We start from the raw sequence: 14,844 nt of genomic DNA, 5'->3' as shown, positions 1-14,844 counted from the left end.
CCGTTCTGCCTTCACCGCTCATTCGAGGAGCACTCCGTGATCGTTTTCTTCGAAGCCCTGCTGGTCCTGGTCTGCGTCGGCGTTCTCGCCTTCACCGGTCTGGCTGTGAAGAAGCTGTACCAGGGTCAGCGTTAGTCACCCCGTACCTCTACTGATCGACAGAGCTGCTCATGATCGAGATCCCGTCCGACCTGAATCCGGACCTCGTCCCCCTCGCGTTCCTCCTCGGCACCTGGGAGGGTGCGGGCGTATCGGACTTCCCAGGTGCCGAGAAGTGCAACTTCGGCCAGTCCGTCACCTTCAGCCATGACGGCCGGGACTTCATCGAATACGTCTCGCACTCCTGGGTCCTCGACGCCGAGGGGAACAAGGTCAGGCCGCTGGAGAGCGAGAGCGGCTACTGGCGCATCGACAAGGACCGCAAGGTCGAGGTCGTCATGGTGCGCGACCAGGGCATCGTGGAGATCTGGTACGGCGAGCTCGCCGACCAGAAGCCGCAGATCGACCTGGTGACGGACGCCGTGGCGCGTACCGCGGCCTCCGGCCCGTACAGCGGCGGCAAGCGGCTGTACGGCTACGTGAAGAGCGACCTGATGTGGGTGGGCGAGAAGTCCACCCCCGAGGTGCCGCTGCGGCCCTACATGTCGGCGCACCTGAAGAAGGTCGTCACGCAGGAGGAGGTCGCGTCCTGGGCCAAGGACCTCGGCGACCTGCCCGACGACGGCATCGCCTTCTTCAAGTAGGAGCCCCGTCACGAGCGGCAGCGCTGCCTACACTGGGGGCGTGGTGAGCACCGACTGGAAGAGCGATCTGCGGCAGCGCGGCTACCGGCTGACTCCGCAGCGCCAGCTTGTCCTGGAGGCCGTCGACACCCTGGAGCACGCCACTCCGGACGACATCCTCGTCGAGGTGCGCAAGACGGCGTCCGGCGTCAACATCTCCACCGTCTACCGGACGCTGGAGCTGCTGGAGGAGCTGGGTCTGGTCTCCCACGCCCACCTCGGCCACGGCGCCCCCACCTACCACCTCGCCGACCGGCACCACCATCTGCACCTGGTGTGCCGGGACTGCACGGACGTGATCGAGGCGGACGTGCAGGTGGCGGCGGACTTCACCGCGAAGCTGCGGACGACGTTCGGGTTCGACACCGATCTGAAGCATTTCGCGATCTTCGGCCGGTGCGAGGACTGCACGCGCAAGGCGCAAGCGGCTGCGGAGGCGGCCGGGGAGACGCAGTCCGGCGGGTCGTAGGCTTGCTCGTATGAAGAGCCCTCTCCTGTCCCTGCCCGGCGCGGTTCCCGCCGAGGGTCGTGACGAAGGGGTCGCCGCACACTACGGCGACCTGTTCCGTGAGCAGCGCACACTCGCCGACGGCAACGGCTTCGTCGACCTCTCGCACCGCGGGGTCGTCACGGTCACCGGCGACGACCGGCTCAGCTGGCTGCATCTGCTGCTCACCCAGCATGTGAGCGAGCTGCCCGCCGGGCAGGCCACCGAGGCGCTGATCCTCTCCGCGAACGGGCACATCGAGCACGCCCTGTATCTCGTCGACGACGGCACGACGGCGTGGGCGCATGTCGAGCCGGGCACCCAGGAGGCGCTGATCGCGTACCTGGAGTCGATGAAGTTCTTCTACCGGGTCGATGTCGCCGACCGCACCGACGAGTTCGCGGTGGTCCATCTGCCCGCGGGTTCGATCGCGGAGGCTCCGCAGGGCGTGGTGGTACGGGAGACCCCGTACGGCCGGGACCTGTTCCTGCCGCGCGAGGACCTGGAGACGTTCGCCGCGCAGCACGGCCCGGCGGCCGGGATCCTCGCCCACGAGGCGCTGCGCATCGAGAACCACCGGCCCCGGCTCGGCTTCGAGACCGACCACCGCACCATCCCGCACGAGCTCGGCTGGATCGGCAGCGCGGTCCATCTGCAGAAGGGCTGCTACCGCGGCCAGGAGACCGTCGCGCGCGTCCACAATCTCGGAAAGCCGCCGCGCCGACTGGTGTTCCTGCACCTGGACGGCAGCGAGGTGCATCTGCCGGCGCCCGGCAGCCCGATCCGGCTGGCCGCGGACGGCGACGAGGGCCGGCAGCTGGGCTTCGTCACCACGTCGGGGCGCCACCACGAGCTGGGGCCGATCGCGCTCGCCCTGGTGAAGCGGAACGTGCCCGTGGACGCGGAGCTGATGGCCGGGGACACGGCCGCGGCGCAGGAGACCGTCGTCGAGCCGTAGGGCGGGCCCGGCCCTGATCCGAACGAAGGACCCTAGATCTCGACGAGGACCGTGAACGGGCCGTCGTTCGTGAGCGAGACCCGCATCTGCGCTCCGAACCGGCCCGTCGCCACGGTCGCCCCCAGCGCCCGCAGCTGGGCGACGACCTCGTCCACCAGCGGTTCGGCGACCGGGCCGGGCGCAGCCGCGTTCCAGGTGGGGCGGCGGCCCTTGCGGGCGTCGCCGTAGAGCGTGAACTGCGAGATCACCAGCAGTGGCGCGTCCACGTCCGAACAGGACTTCTCGTCCTGGAGCATGCGAACGGACCAGAGTTTGCGGGCCAGTTGGGCCGCCTTCTCCTTGGTGTCCTCGTGGGTGACGCCCACCAGCACACACAGTCCCTCGCCCACGATCTCGCCGACTGTCTCCGGACCCGATTCGCCCGGCACGACGACGCTCGCGCCGTCCACCCTCTGCACCACTGCACGCATACGGAGAAAACTACCCGGCCGCCATTCGGGGCCGAACGGGTGCAGACCGCATGCGAACGGACGTATCGAGTGGCACGATGCACCAAGGCGGTGCAGCCCCTGGGCCCTCCGGGCCCGGGGAGACCCCAATGCACCGGTCGAGGGGACGGACTACGCACATGAGCACTTCTGGCGCCGGGCGGCCACTGGGTCCCGTACCGGTTTCCGTGTCGGACCGGCCGTCCGAGATCCCGGCGGCGCGCCGGCCGCCCCAGCATCGTGCCGGGGGCAGGCTGCCCGAGCATCCGCAGCACGACCTCGGCGCACTGCGCCTGCCCGAGCTGCGCACCCTGCGCCGGGACTCGCAGCGCGACGAGGCCGACCTCAGCTACGTCCGGCGGCTGGTGCAGGGCCGTATCGACATCCTGCGGGCCGAGCTGGCGCGCCGGGCGGACCCGGAGGCCCCGGTCGTCGACCGGCTCTCCGAGATCCTCGCCGACGCCCCCTCACGGCGCGGGTCGTCCGCCCGGCATGTGACGCTCTCGACACCCCGCGGCGAGGAGTACCGCCGGCTGGCCTCCGAGATGCTCGACGAGGTCGGTCTCTCCGACCTCGACGCCCGGACGGACGAGGAGCTGCACACCGCGATGGGACGGCTGTTCGCCTACGAACAGCAGGTCTCGCGCCGCAGGCAGCAGCTTCAGCACACCGCCGACGATTGCAGTGGCGAGATTGCCCGCAGGTACCGTGAGGGCGAAGCGCAAGTAGACGACCTGCTCGGCTGACGAGGTCCTCGGGGCGATCCTCCGGAACGGCCCTCGCGGGCGGGTCGCATGTTCCGGAAGGCCCGCCCGTCATGACCCCCTCCGCCACCGCAGTCATATCCCCGGTTCTCGCCGAGGTCGTCCGTTCGGGCTTCGTCGAGGGCCATCACCGGGGCTCACTGGTCCTGCTCGCGGCGGACGGCAGCGTCGAGCTGGCGCTCGGCGACCCCACGGCACCCGTCTTCCCCCGCTCCTCGAACAAGCCCATGCAGGCCGCCGCCGTGCTGCGCGCGGGCCTCGATCTGTCCGGCGAGCGGCTCGCGCTGGCCGCCGCCAGCCACTCGGGCGAGCGTTTCCACCTCGACCTCGTCCGCACGATGCTCGCCGAGCACTCGCTCACGGCCGACGATCTGCGGACGCCGCTGGATCTCCCGCTGGACCCGGTGGAGGCCGAGGCCTACCTCGCGGCCGGGCACGTACGCGACAAGGTCGCCATGAACTGCTCCGGCAAGCACGCCGCGATGCTCGCCGCCTGCGCACTGAACGGCTGGGACCGCACGACCTATCTGGACCCCTCGCACCCGCTGCAGCGGCTGGTGCACACGGTCGTCGAAGAGGCCGCCGGGGAGCCGGTCACGGCCGTCGGCACGGACGGCTGCGGCGCGCCGCTGATGGCCATCACTCTCACCGGACTGGCGCGCGCCTTCCGTCACTTCGTGCTCGCGGAGCCCGGTTCGGCCGAGCGCCGGGTCGCCGACGCGATGCGGGCCCATCCCGAGTACGTCGCCGGTACCCGCCGGCCGGACACCTGGCTGATGCGCGAGGTGCCGGGGGCGCTGTCGAAGATGGGCGCCGAGGCGGTGCAGGCGGTGGCGCTGGCCGACGGGCGTGCGCTGGCGTTCAAGGTCGAGGACGGGGCGACGCGCGCGCTCGGTCCGGTGCTGGCGCGGGCACTGCGGATGATGGGCGTGGAGTCGCCCGTGGTGGCCAGGATCGGGCGCATGCCGCTGCTCGGCGGCGGGGTCGAGGTGGGCGAGATCCGCGCGGCGTTCTGAGGCGTGACGGGCGGTCCGGAGGCGGCGCACCCGTGGTGCCGCCGGCCGCTGCGGAGGCGCTGAAATCCTGATGCGGGCCGCGTGTCGGTCCGCCTAGCGTGTCAGGCATGACTGTCGAGACGCGCCTGATCAACGAGTCCGAGTACCCCGACTGGCTGCGGGCGCTGAACACCGGCTTCCTCCGTCCGCCGGTGATCACGGACGCGGAGGTCGCGGGCCGCCGTCCCCACACGGACATGGCGCGGGTGCGGGGAGCGTTCGCCGGCGGGCGCTGCGTGGCCACGTACCGCACGTTCGCCCAGCAGCTCACGGTGGTCGGCGGGGCCCGGATACCGGCGAACGCCGTGTCGAACGTGACCGTGTCGCCGACGCACCGCCGCCGCGGACTGCTGAGCCGCATGATGACCGCGGATCTGGCCGTGGCGAAGGAGCGCGGCGACGTCGTCTCCACCCTGATCGCCGCCGAGTACCCGATCTACGGACGGTTCGGCTTCGGCCCGGCCTCCTCGGTCACCGAATGGGCCGTCGACGTGCCCCGTTCCGGTCTCGACGGCCGCTGGTCGCGTCCGGACGACGGCGGGCGCGTCGATCTCGTCGACGGCATCGACGTACGCAAGACCGGACCCGAGCTGCACGGGCGGCTCGCGGAGCGGCAGCACGGTGTGGTCAGCCGCGACGAGCGGTGGTGGCAGCGCACCACGGACGGGTCGCATTCGCCGTGGGATCCCTGGACGGAGCCGTTCCACGCGGTGTACCGCTCGGCGTCCGGCGAGGCCGAGGGGCTGCTGACCTACGGCGCGGACGACAAGTGGGGCGACGGGAAGCAGCCGCTGAACACGGCCTCCGTGCGGGATCTGATCGCGGTGACCCCGGCCGCGGAGCGTGCGTTGTGGCACTTCGTGTGTTCGGTGGACTGGATCACCACGGTCCGCTCCGGTTACCGCGCCCCCGACGACCTGCTGCCCGACCTGCTCCCCGACCCGAGGGCTGCGCGGGTGGTGACCCAGGCGGACTTCCTGTGGGTGCGGATCCTGGACGTCGTACGGGCACTCCAGGCACGCACGTACACGGTGTCCGCGTCCCTGGTGATGGAGATCGTGGATCAGGCCGGCCTCGCGGGGGGCCGCTTCGGCCTGGACGTCTCGCCGGACGGCGCGGTGTGCGCGCCGTCGACCAGGACGCCGGATCTGACGCTGGACGTACGGGAGTTGGGGGCGCTGTACCTGGGCGACGTCTCGGCGGTGCGGCTGGCCGCGCTGGGGCGGCTGGAGGAGTCGACGCCGGGCGCGGCGGCGGTGGCGGAGTCCGTGTTCCGGACGGCGCGGCGCCCGTGGTGCCCGGACGTGTTCTGAGCCGGGGTGGCCCCGGACCCGTGGCCGGGTCCGGGCCGGGGGCGGCGCCTCAGGCGCCGGGGGCCATGGCGGGGGCCATGAGCAGAAGGCCGCCGATTCCGGCGCAGGCGGCATTCTCCGCCTTCACGCCGACGGCCAGGAGAGCGAAGCCGACCGCGGCCGAGAGGCCGAAGCGCCACTGCACGTACTGCTCGATGACAAGAGTGATCAAGGGCACGGCGATCCCTCCTCGGATGGGGAGCGGAGCTGCGGGGGATGTGCGGACGAGTCCGCGCGCGGCACCCGTACGACTCTGGACGGGCGAGCAGGGGGCGAGCGATCATCGGCGCTGTGCCTCTGGTTGGCCAACTTGGTTGCCAACTTCACTGAAGTTGTCCCCACTTGGCCGAGATAGATAAACAAGCTGCAGGTAACTCCCCCAAGATGTCCATAAGTTGTAACGTTCATGGTGTGACCCCTGAGCACCACGCGCAGAACGGCAGCGGGACGCCCACACCGAGCCAGGTGGCGGGCGACCTCACCGAGCGCATCCGGACGGGCCTCCTGCGGGAGGGCCAGCGGATTCCGACGCAGGAGCAGCTGGCCGCCGAGTTCGGGGTGGAACGGCGCACGATCCGGCAGGCCCAGGCCCTGTTGCGCAAGGCCGGTCTGATCACCGTAGGGGGCAAGGGCGCGTCGCCCCGCGTCGCCTCGCGCTCCGATCAGACGTCGGTGCCCGAGGAGCCGCAGCAGACGGCCGCAGGCCTCGGACCGCGCATCATCGAGGCGTTCAAGGCGCGTGACGTGCGGATCGACGCGATCTGCCTGACGACGGAGACCCTCAACCAGGCACTCGCCGAGCCGCTGCGGCGCGTCCAGGCCGGTGAGCTGACGCCCCGCAGCGTGCGGGTCCGGGTACTGGTGCCCGCGAGGGATCTCCATCTGGCGTTCCCCCGCCCGGCCGGGAAGTCGGTCGGTGAGGACAAGGTGCACGCGCACTGGCTGCGGAGGCGCGACGGCCACGGAGGCGTGCTGAGCATGAGTCTGGAAGCGCTGATGACCCGTGGCATCGACGTCGAGGTGACGCTGAAGACGCTGCCGGTGACGCCGATCGTGAAGCTCTATCTGCTGAACGGCACCGAGGCGCTCTTCGCGTTCTACAACGTGTCCCGGCGCGAGGAGAAGATCGGGGGCACCCGGTCCGAGATCTTCGACACGCTCGGCAACAAGTCGGTGCTGTTCCCGTTCGAGACGTCCGGGCCGCTCCGCGACGAGGTCTTTGTGACGCAGTCGCAGGAGTGGTTCGACAGTCTCTGGGGCACGCTCGCCAGGGACATCAAGCTCGGCAGCCCATCGGCCACCGTTCGGCAGGACACTCCGGACGCCGACTAGGCGTCCTGCGACCGCTGTTGCGGGCACCATGGGGAGTGACGGCGTCGGCAGCCGTCGCTGCCCCGACGGACGGAGCGATGTGATCGACGCGCACCCGACCGCTGTGCTCGACCTCTTCGGCGCCGCCAAGTGCATTCTCTTCGACTTCGACGGACCGATATGTCATCTGTTCAGCGGCCATCCGTCGAAGAACGTGGCCGCCGAGCTCCGGGCCTGGATCACCGAGCGCTACGGTCCCTCGGTCGTCGTGCCGGTGGAGCCGCAGCACATGGACGATCCGCTCGCCCTCCTGCGACAGGCGGCGGCCGGCCTGCCGGACATCGTGGCCGAGCTGGAGGCACAGCTCACCGGGCACGAACTGCGGGCCGCGGAGCACGCGACACCCGCCGACGGCACGGACCGGCTCATACCCCGTCTGGCCGGCGCCGGCTTCAAGCTCGCCGTCACGACGAACAACTCCGCGGCCGCGGTCCGGAAGTATCTCGGCCGCCGGGGCCTCTCGGTGTACTTCGGCGACCACATACACGGCCGGACGCCCGACCCGCATCTCATGAAGCCGCATCCGAACTGCCTCGTGCAGGCCCTGGCGACGACCGGCCGTACCGCCGCCGAATCGGTGATGATCGGTGACTCGGAGGCCGACTGCCTGGCCGCCGACCGGCTCGGTGTCCCGTTCCTCGGCTACGCGCGCAGCGAGCAGAAGCGGGAGGAACTCACCCGGGCGGGGGCGACGCACATCGTGTCGACCATGACGGCGCTGCTGCCCGTCCTGAACGGCCTGGACACCGGCCGTCCGCTCGACGGCCGGCCAAGTGCCTGACCACTCCTGGAGAGTTGGCCGACTTCGCCGACCAACTGACATGAGTTGTCCACTGCTGTATTTTCACAGGATGCCGTCACCCGAGCGGGTAACGCCTCCGGTCGGTCGCGCCCTGCCGGCTCCGCCCGGAGCTGGGCATTTCGGCCCGGTCTGACGATGTCGGCACGGAGCTCCCCACGAAAGGCCGGCCGGAGGGGTAATTTTCCTCGAATCAGTTCCTGATCCGGAGCACCAAGGGCACCAACGATGACAGTCGAGGCGGAAGCGGACTCCGAGGTTCGTCGGCAGGCCGTGCAGTGGAGCGACGGCGGCGACCGCGCGATCGTGGGCCCCCTCAGGGGGTACCACCACGAGACGTACGCCTTTCCGTTGGCGCCGCACAATCCACTCCGCCCGCGATACGTCCGGGGAAAGCTGCGCTCACCGCGCAGCGGGGTGCTGTGGTACGACCGCCGCTGCTTCGCCTCCGAGGACCTGCTGCTGCGTCTGCTGCACGAGCGCGTGGACCGCATTCCGGAATCTGCGGAAGTGGCGCCCGGCGTCTTTCTGCAGGGCTTCATCGAGGGCCGGCTGCCGAGCAGCGGGCCGCTGCCCGGCCGCCCCCTGTCCGGGCACCACGAGCGTCAGCTCGGCACGCTGTTCCGGCAGATGGTCTCGATCAAGACGGACGAGTTCGACGACATGCCGCGGACCTGCCTGCCCGACGGGCATCCGGCCATCGAGGACGATTCGACCGCGTTCCTCAACCGGCTGATCGCCTTCACGGCGACACAGGTCCACGACCGCAACGCCGACGAGTACGGCGAGCTGTTCGAGCGCCTCGGCGTACGACGGTCGGCGCTGGAGGCGCTGAGGCTGCCCGAAGGGCTGCTGGCCCATCGCCCCTTCACGCTCGTCCACGGGGACCTGCACCGCCGCAACTTCATCGAGGACCGGGCCGGCGACCTGTGGACCATCGACTGGGAGCTCGCCATGATCGGCGATCCCCTCTACGAGCTGGCCACCCATCTGCATCTCATGCGCTATGCGCAACGGGACGCGAAACGAGTCGCCGAGTTGTGGGCCGACGCCGTGGAGGGGGCCCGCCCCGGTGCCACCCGGGAATGGCGGCGGGACCTTCCGCATCTGCTCACCTACAAGCGCATCCAGTCCGTCTTCACCGATGTCATCCGCGCGGCGGTGGCCCTGGGGCCGCGTGAGGATCCGCACCGGGCGGCGCTGCCGATCGCGGCCTGGAAGATCCGGCGGGCTCTCGAGGCCGCGAAGGAACCGCTCGGGCTCGGGCATGTGCCCACCGTTCCCCAGGTGATGTCCGCGTACGGGGGCTGGCTGCGGGCCGGTGCCCGGCCGACGGCTACGCCGTCCGCACCCTGAACAGCACCGTCGACAGCGCCACCGCCACCGCGAGGATCCCCGCGCACCACGCCAGGGCCAGCCACGGTGCCGAGCCCACGGGCTGGTCGTGCAGCAGGCCGCGCAGGGACTCGATCACAGGGGTCACCGGCTGGTGGTCGGCGAAGTCGTGCAGCCAGGTCGGCATCGTGTGGATCGGCACGAACGCGCTGCTCGGGTACGGCAGGAACATCATGAAGAACGTGAAGCCCGCCGCCGCCTCGGGGGTGCGCGCCAGCAGTCCGACGGCCGCCGACAGCCAGGACATCGCCACCAGGAACACCAGCAGGACGGCCGCCGCCGCGAGCCAGCCGGCCGCCGAGGCCGACGGACGGAAGCCGATGAGCAGGCCGACGCCGAGAACGAGCGCGGTGGAGAGCAGATTGCGCAGGGTGCTCGCCGCGACATGGCCCGCGAGGATCGACGCACCGCCGATGTCGAGGGAACGGAAGCGGTCGATGATGCCGCCCTTCATGTCCTCGCTGACACGCACAGCCGTACCCGCCGCGCCGAAGGCGGCGCACAGCACGAGGATGCCCGGGACCACGTAATTCACGTACTGCGTACCGGTGTTGATCGCCCCGCCGAAGAAGTAGATGAAGACCAGCATCAGCATGAGCGGCAGCATCAGGGAGGTGATCAGCGCGTCGACGTCGCGACGGCTGAGGCGGATGCAGCGGCCGGTCATGGTCAGGGCGGGGACCAGGGGGCCGGGTGCGTCAGACATGGGCGGGCTCCGTTCGGCCGTCGGTGTCGGTGTTGGTGTCGGAGCCCGTTGTCCCGTCGGCGCCGGTGCCCGAGTGCGTGAGGGAAAGGAACACGTCGTCGAGCGTCGTCGTGTGCAGGCGGAAGCGGGTCACATCGCGCCGGTCGGGATCGATCTCGTCGAGCAGTGCGCGGACCTGGGCCGCTGAACCGTCCGTCGCCAGGCCGAGGGTGAGAGAGTCGGGGGAGCGGTGCACGGCGCGCGACTCGTGCCGCCAGTAGGCGGCCGAGTCCGTGAACTCCAGGTCCAGGCGGTGCCCGCCGACCCTGGCCTTCAGTTGGGCGGCCGTGCCCTCGGCGATCACACGGCCCCCGTCCATGACCGCGATGCGGTCGGCCAGCCGGTCGGCCTCCTCCAGGTACTGCGTGGTGAGGAAGACGGTGGTACCGCCGCCGGACAGATCGCGCACGACCTGCCACAGCTCCTGGCGGCTGCGCGGGTCGAGACCGGTCGTCGGCTCGTCGAGGAAGACGACGTCGGGCTCTGCGACCAGTCCGGCGGCGAGGTCGAGACGGCGGCGCATGCCTCCCGAGTAGGTGTGGGCGAGGCGACGACCGGCGGCGGCGAGGCCGAAACGTTCGAGGAGTTCGGTGGCGCGGCGGCGCGCCGCCGTACGGGGCAGTCCGCAGAGGCGGGCCATCATGCGCAGGTTCTCCTCGCCGGTCTGCTTCTCGTCGACCGCGGCGAACTGGCCGGTGAGGCTGATAGCCCTGCGCACCCGGGCGCGCTCGGCGACGACGTCGTGGCCGCCGACCCGGGCGCGGCCGGCATCGGCGGTCGTGAGCGTGGCGAGGATCCGCACGGTGGTCGTCTTGCCGGCGCCGTTGGGTCCCAACAGGGAGAAGACGCTGCCGCGTGCGACGCGCAGGTCGACGCCGTCGAGCACCGGCACCTTGCCGTAGGACTTGCGCAGGCCTTCGGCCTCGATCGCCGCCTCGGGCTCCTCGACTGCCGGTGTCGACAGGGTGGATGCCATGGGGGTCCCCTCTCCGTGCGTGCTCCGGGTCGCGCTCCTGGATTCTTCTGCGTATGCCATACGCGTTACTGCGTAAGGGTTACGCATTACTAGGATGGGCGTCAAGCGGAGAGGCGGAGGCGATGGCGGACAGTGCGGGAGCGGGTGCGGGCGCGGACGAGGAGTACGGTCTGCCGCCGAGCATCGAGGCCGCCTGGGGCTTGCGGGAGCGGCCGGGCAAGGGCCCCAAGCCCGGCATCGGTGTCGACCGGATCGTCGAGGCGGCCCTCGCGGTCGGAGCGGCCGAGGGCCTCGCCGCCGTCTCCATGGGGCGCGTCGCCAAGGAGCTCGGCGTGTCGACCATGTCCCTCTACCGGTACGTCGCCGCCAAGGACGAGCTCTACATCCTGATGCAGGAGGCCGCCTTCGGCCTGCCTCCCGAGCCCCCCGCGCCCGGCACGGGCTGGCGGGAGTGCCTGGAGGCGTGGGCCCGCGCGCAGCGCGAGGTCTTCCACCGGAATCTGTGGATGCTGCGCATCCCCATCTCGGGCCCGCCGGCCACCCCCCATTCGGTCGCCTGGTGGGACCGGGGCCTCGCCGCCCTGGCGGACACCCCGCTCGACGAGGGCGAGAAGATCTCGGTGATCCTGCTGCTCGGCGGTTTCGTGCGGAACGAGGCGATGCTCATGGCGGACCTGGGTGCCGCCATCGCGGCGAGCGGCAGGTCGCCCGAGCAGGTCATGCGCGCCCACGCCCGCACGCTGGAGCGCTTCGCCGACCCGGACCGCTATCCGGCGCTGGCGCGGCTGATGGAGAGCCGGGTGATGTACGAACCCGACGACCCCGACTGGGAGTTCGTCTTCGGCCTCGATCGCGTGCTGGACGGGGTGGAGGTCCTGATCGCACGGCGTGCGGAGCAGTGCGAGGGAGGTGGACGCGGATGAGCGGTGAGCCGGGGCTGCGTGAGCGCAAGAAGCAGTTGACGTACCGGGCGATCTCCGACGCCGCGATCACCCTCTTCCTGGAGAAGGGCTTCGACGCGGTGTCGGTGGCCGAGGTCGCGGCTGCGGCCGACGTCTCCAAGCCGACCCTCTTCCGCTACTTCCCCACCAAGGAGGACTTGGTGCTGCACCGTTTCGCCGACCACGAGGACGAGGCCGCCCGCGTCGTCGCCGGGGGGCGTGCGGAGGGTGTCGCGCCGCTGGACGCGCTTCACCGGAATTTCCTCGACGGCCTCGCGCGCCGCGACCCGGTGACCGGCCTCAGCGACGAGCAGGGGGTGCTTGCGTTCCACCGGCTGCTGTACGGCACGCCGAGCCTGGTCGCCCGGCTCCACGCCTACCGGGACCGGTCGGAGCGGGCGCTCGCGCGGGAACTGGGCGAGGTGATGGGTGCGGGGCTCGGTGCTCTGCTCGCGGCCGGTCAGATCGTCGCCGTGCAGCGCATCCTCGCGGAGGAGAACTGGCGCCGGATCGCGGCGGGGGAGGGCGCGGACCAGGTCGCTCCGGACGCGGTGTCGGCCGCGGATCTCGCCTTCGTTCAGCTGCGAGAAGGATTCCCTGGTTAAAAACGTTACTTGGTTACGTTATTCTTCCCGGAATGACGCCCCTCGACCATGCCCACAACCATGCCCCCGGTGACGCACTCGGTCAGGCACTCGGCCGGGAACGCGCCTTCCACGACACATGCCGCGCCGCGCTGATCGCGATGGCCGACGGCGCCGACCACCAGGTCGCCACCGGTGCCGACGTCTCCGCGTCCGGCGCGGACGCCGAAGCCCTCGGCTACCAACTGCGCAGCCAGGCCAAGGAGTTGCGCGAGGAACCTCCGGGGCCGCTGTTCTTCGGGCGCCTCGACCACGAGGACGGGCAGTGCCATCACATCGGCCGCCGCATCAGCGAGCACCCCGCGTCCCCGCCGCTCGTCATCGACTGGCGCGCGCCCGTCGCACGCCCCTTCTACCGGGCGAGCGCCCGTGACCCCCAGGGCGTTGCCGTACGCCGCCGGTTCGGCTGGGCGCCGTACAGCACGGGCGACTCGGCGGACCTCACCGGCCTGGAGGACGAGCACCTCGGCGCGGGAGAGTCGCGCGACAGCGCCATCGTCGCCGGCGAGATCGAACGGCCGCGGGTCGGTCCGATGCGCGACATCGCCGCCACCATCCAGCCCGAGCAGGACGACCTCGTACGCGCCCCGCTCGGCGACACCGTCTGTGTGCAGGGTGCCCCCGGCACCGGCAAGACCGCCGTCGGTCTGCACCGGGCCGCGTTTCTCCTCTACACCCACCCCCGGCGCATCAGCCGCGGCGGCATGCTGATCCTCGGCCCCAACCGGACGTTCCTGTCCTACATCCGCGAGGTGCTGCCCGCGCTCGGGGAGGCAGGCATCCGCCAGTCGACGGTCGACGAGGAGATCGCACGCCACGAGGTGCGGGGCGAGGACACGCCGGCCGCCGCGACCGTCAAGCACGACATCCGCATGGCCGCCGTCCTGCACCGCGCCCTGTACACGCGGGTCGCCCTGCCCGCCGAACCGCTCGTCGTGCCCGACGGTTCCTACCGCTGGCGCGTCCCGCTCGACGAATTGGCCCGGATCGTCGACGACGTGCGCGAGGAGGCGCCCCCGTACGCCGTCGGCCGCGAGCGGGTCCGCAGCCGTGCCGTACGGGCCATCCGGCTCCGGGCCGAACGGCGGGCCTGGCCCGTGAACAACACCTGGGTGCAGCAAATCACCCGGTCGCGGGCCGTCGCGGCCTTCACCGACACGGTCTGGCCGAGGACCCAGCCCGAGGAGGTGCTGGCCGGGCTGCTCACCGACCCGCGCGATCCGCTGCTGACGGACGACGAGCAGGACGCGATCCGCTGGGCGAAACCGCCGCGCTCGTACCGCTCGGCGAAGTGGTCAGCGGCCGACCTCGTCCTCCTCGACGAACTCGCGGGCCTTGTCGAACGCCCCGCCGGCTACGGCCATGTCGTCGTCGACGAGGCACAGGACCTGTCCCCGATGCAGTGCCGTGCCATCGCCCGCAGGGCGGATTTCGGTTCTCTGACAGTGCTCGGTGACCTCGCTCAGGGCACCACGCCGTGGGCGGCCCGCGACTGGGCCGCCCAACTGGCCCACCTGGGCAAGGAACACGGCGCGGTCGTCACGCTGACCACCGGCTTCCGGGTCCCCGCCGCGATCGTCGAGCTGGCGAACCGGCTGGTGGGTGCGCTGGACGTGGACGTTCCGGTGGCGCGGTCGCTGCGCGGAGACGGCGAGTTGACCATCCGCGCGGTCGACGACATCACGGCCGCGACGAGCGACGCGGTACGGGCGGCACTCGCCCGCGAGGGTTCGGTCGGTGTCATCGCGGCGGCCGGCGCGGACACGGAACGGCTGCGTGCCGCTCTGTCGGGGCACGCCCCGGACCGGGTGACCGTCCTGCCCGCGACGCTCGCCAAGGGCCTCGAGTACGACCATGTCGTGGTCGTCGAACCCGCGGCGATCGTGGCGGCCGAGCCGCGCGGGCTGCACCGGCTCTACGTGGTCCTCACCCGCGCGGTCTCCCGTCTCGACGTGCTGCACACGCGTCCGCTCCCGCCGGAAATGGCCGGGGGCGCCTGAGGCGCGCGGCTCCGGTCTCCCCACGGCGGCAGCTCTCGAACGGGCAGCGGCGATCCCGTGGACAGCCGCTTACCCGCAGGCGTCGGC

Annotated in this window: 16 protein-coding genes; 12 read left to right on the top strand and 4 right to left on the bottom strand. The window is 71.2% G+C overall.

Annotated features, from left to right (window positions below):
• Positions 1–170: 170 nt before the first annotated feature.
• From AC067Z_RS31150 to ygfZ, 3 genes are read left to right on the top strand one after another with little or no spacing between them, the layout of a single operon-like run.
• Positions 171–743 carry a heme-binding beta-barrel domain-containing protein gene (locus tag AC067Z_RS31150; protein WP_478792998.1) on the top strand — a complete coding sequence of 191 codons (573 nt, stop codon included), beginning with the start codon at positions 171–173 and terminating at the stop codon, positions 741–743.
• A 40-nt stretch (positions 744–783) separates the two neighbouring features.
• Entirely contained in the window at positions 784–1,251 is a 468-nt protein-coding gene (locus AC067Z_RS31145; protein ID WP_478792997.1) for a Fur family transcriptional regulator, read from the top strand.
• 10 nt (positions 1,252–1,261) lie between these two features.
• A complete protein-coding gene (gene ygfZ / locus AC067Z_RS31140; protein ID WP_478792996.1) occupies positions 1,262–2,227 on the top strand; it encodes a CAF17-like 4Fe-4S cluster assembly/insertion protein YgfZ in 966 nt (321 codons plus the stop codon).
• 32 nt (positions 2,228–2,259) lie between these two features.
• Here the strand turns inward: ygfZ and dtd are convergent, their stop codons facing one another.
• The gene (gene dtd, locus AC067Z_RS31135; protein ID WP_478792995.1) at positions 2,260–2,697 is read right to left on the bottom strand and encodes a D-aminoacyl-tRNA deacylase; all 438 of its coding nucleotides are present in this window, start codon (positions 2,695–2,697) and stop codon (positions 2,260–2,262) included.
• Between the two features lie 158 nt (positions 2,698–2,855).
• Here dtd and AC067Z_RS31130 point away from each other — a divergent pair, with 158 nt between their 5' ends.
• The 3 genes from AC067Z_RS31130 to AC067Z_RS31120 all read left to right on the top strand — a co-directional run bounded on the left by AC067Z_RS31130 (position 2,856) and on the right by AC067Z_RS31120 (position 5,847).
• Entirely contained in the window at positions 2,856–3,461 is a 606-nt protein-coding gene (locus tag AC067Z_RS31130) for an RsiG family protein (RefSeq protein WP_478792994.1), read from the top strand.
• 71 nt (positions 3,462–3,532) lie between these two features.
• Complete coding sequence (locus AC067Z_RS31125; RefSeq protein ID WP_478792993.1) at positions 3,533–4,495, top strand: asparaginase; 963 nt, start codon at positions 3,533–3,535, stop codon at positions 4,493–4,495.
• Positions 4,496–4,602: 107 nt separating this feature from the next.
• Entirely contained in the window at positions 4,603–5,847 is a 1,245-nt protein-coding gene (locus tag AC067Z_RS31120; protein ID WP_478792992.1) for a GNAT family N-acetyltransferase, read from the top strand.
• Between the two features lie 49 nt (positions 5,848–5,896).
• Here AC067Z_RS31120 and AC067Z_RS31115 read toward each other — a convergent pair whose 3' ends face one another.
• Positions 5,897–6,064 (bottom strand): hypothetical protein, encoded by a 168-nt coding sequence (locus tag AC067Z_RS31115; RefSeq protein WP_478792991.1) that lies wholly within the window; start codon positions 6,062–6,064, stop codon positions 5,897–5,899.
• A 233-nt stretch (positions 6,065–6,297) separates the two neighbouring features.
• Here AC067Z_RS31115 and AC067Z_RS31110 point away from each other — a divergent pair, with 233 nt between their 5' ends.
• The 3 genes from AC067Z_RS31110 to AC067Z_RS31100 all read left to right on the top strand — a co-directional run bounded on the left by AC067Z_RS31110 (position 6,298) and on the right by AC067Z_RS31100 (position 9,412).
• Positions 6,298–7,218 (top strand): winged helix-turn-helix domain-containing protein, encoded by a 921-nt coding sequence (locus AC067Z_RS31110; protein ID WP_478792990.1) that lies wholly within the window; start codon positions 6,298–6,300, stop codon positions 7,216–7,218.
• A 28-nt stretch (positions 7,219–7,246) separates the two neighbouring features.
• Positions 7,247–8,038, top strand: a complete 792-nt coding sequence (locus tag AC067Z_RS31105; RefSeq protein ID WP_478792989.1) for an HAD family hydrolase — start codon at positions 7,247–7,249, stop codon at positions 8,036–8,038.
• A 246-nt stretch (positions 8,039–8,284) separates the two neighbouring features.
• Positions 8,285–9,412 carry a phosphotransferase gene (locus AC067Z_RS31100; protein ID WP_478792988.1) on the top strand — a complete coding sequence of 376 codons (1,128 nt, stop codon included), beginning with the start codon at positions 8,285–8,287 and terminating at the stop codon, positions 9,410–9,412.
• Here the strand turns inward: AC067Z_RS31100 and AC067Z_RS31095 are convergent.
• Complete coding sequence (locus tag AC067Z_RS31095; protein ID WP_478792987.1) at positions 9,393–10,157, bottom strand: ABC transporter permease; 765 nt, start codon at positions 10,155–10,157, stop codon at positions 9,393–9,395. The genes AC067Z_RS31100 and AC067Z_RS31095 overlap by 20 nt on opposite strands.
• Positions 10,150–11,172, bottom strand: coding sequence for an ATP-binding cassette domain-containing protein (locus AC067Z_RS31090; RefSeq protein ID WP_478792986.1), 1,023 nt, complete (start codon positions 11,170–11,172; stop codon positions 10,150–10,152). Before AC067Z_RS31090 ends, AC067Z_RS31095 begins: the two co-directional genes overlap by 8 nt.
• Before the next feature lie 122 nt (positions 11,173–11,294).
• On the opposite strand from AC067Z_RS31090, the gene AC067Z_RS31085 reads away from it, so the two are divergent.
• The 3 genes from AC067Z_RS31085 to AC067Z_RS31075 are packed head-to-tail and all read left to right on the top strand — an operon-like array spanning position 11,295 to position 14,757.
• Positions 11,295–12,095, top strand: a complete 801-nt coding sequence (locus tag AC067Z_RS31085; RefSeq protein WP_478792985.1) for a TetR/AcrR family transcriptional regulator — start codon at positions 11,295–11,297, stop codon at positions 12,093–12,095.
• Positions 12,092–12,718 (top strand): TetR/AcrR family transcriptional regulator, encoded by a 627-nt coding sequence (locus tag AC067Z_RS31080; RefSeq protein ID WP_478792984.1) that lies wholly within the window; start codon positions 12,092–12,094, stop codon positions 12,716–12,718. Before AC067Z_RS31085 ends, AC067Z_RS31080 begins: the two co-directional genes overlap by 4 nt.
• Positions 12,719–12,750: 32 nt before the next feature.
• On the top strand, positions 12,751–14,757 hold the full coding sequence (locus tag AC067Z_RS31075) for a HelD family protein (protein WP_478792983.1): 2,007 nt from the start codon (positions 12,751–12,753) through the stop codon (positions 14,755–14,757).
• Positions 14,758–14,844 lie beyond the last annotated feature (87 nt).

Source organism: Streptomyces sp. NPDC043812 (genome assembly GCF_056436245.1).
This window is presented reverse-complemented; position numbering and strand designations above follow the sequence as displayed.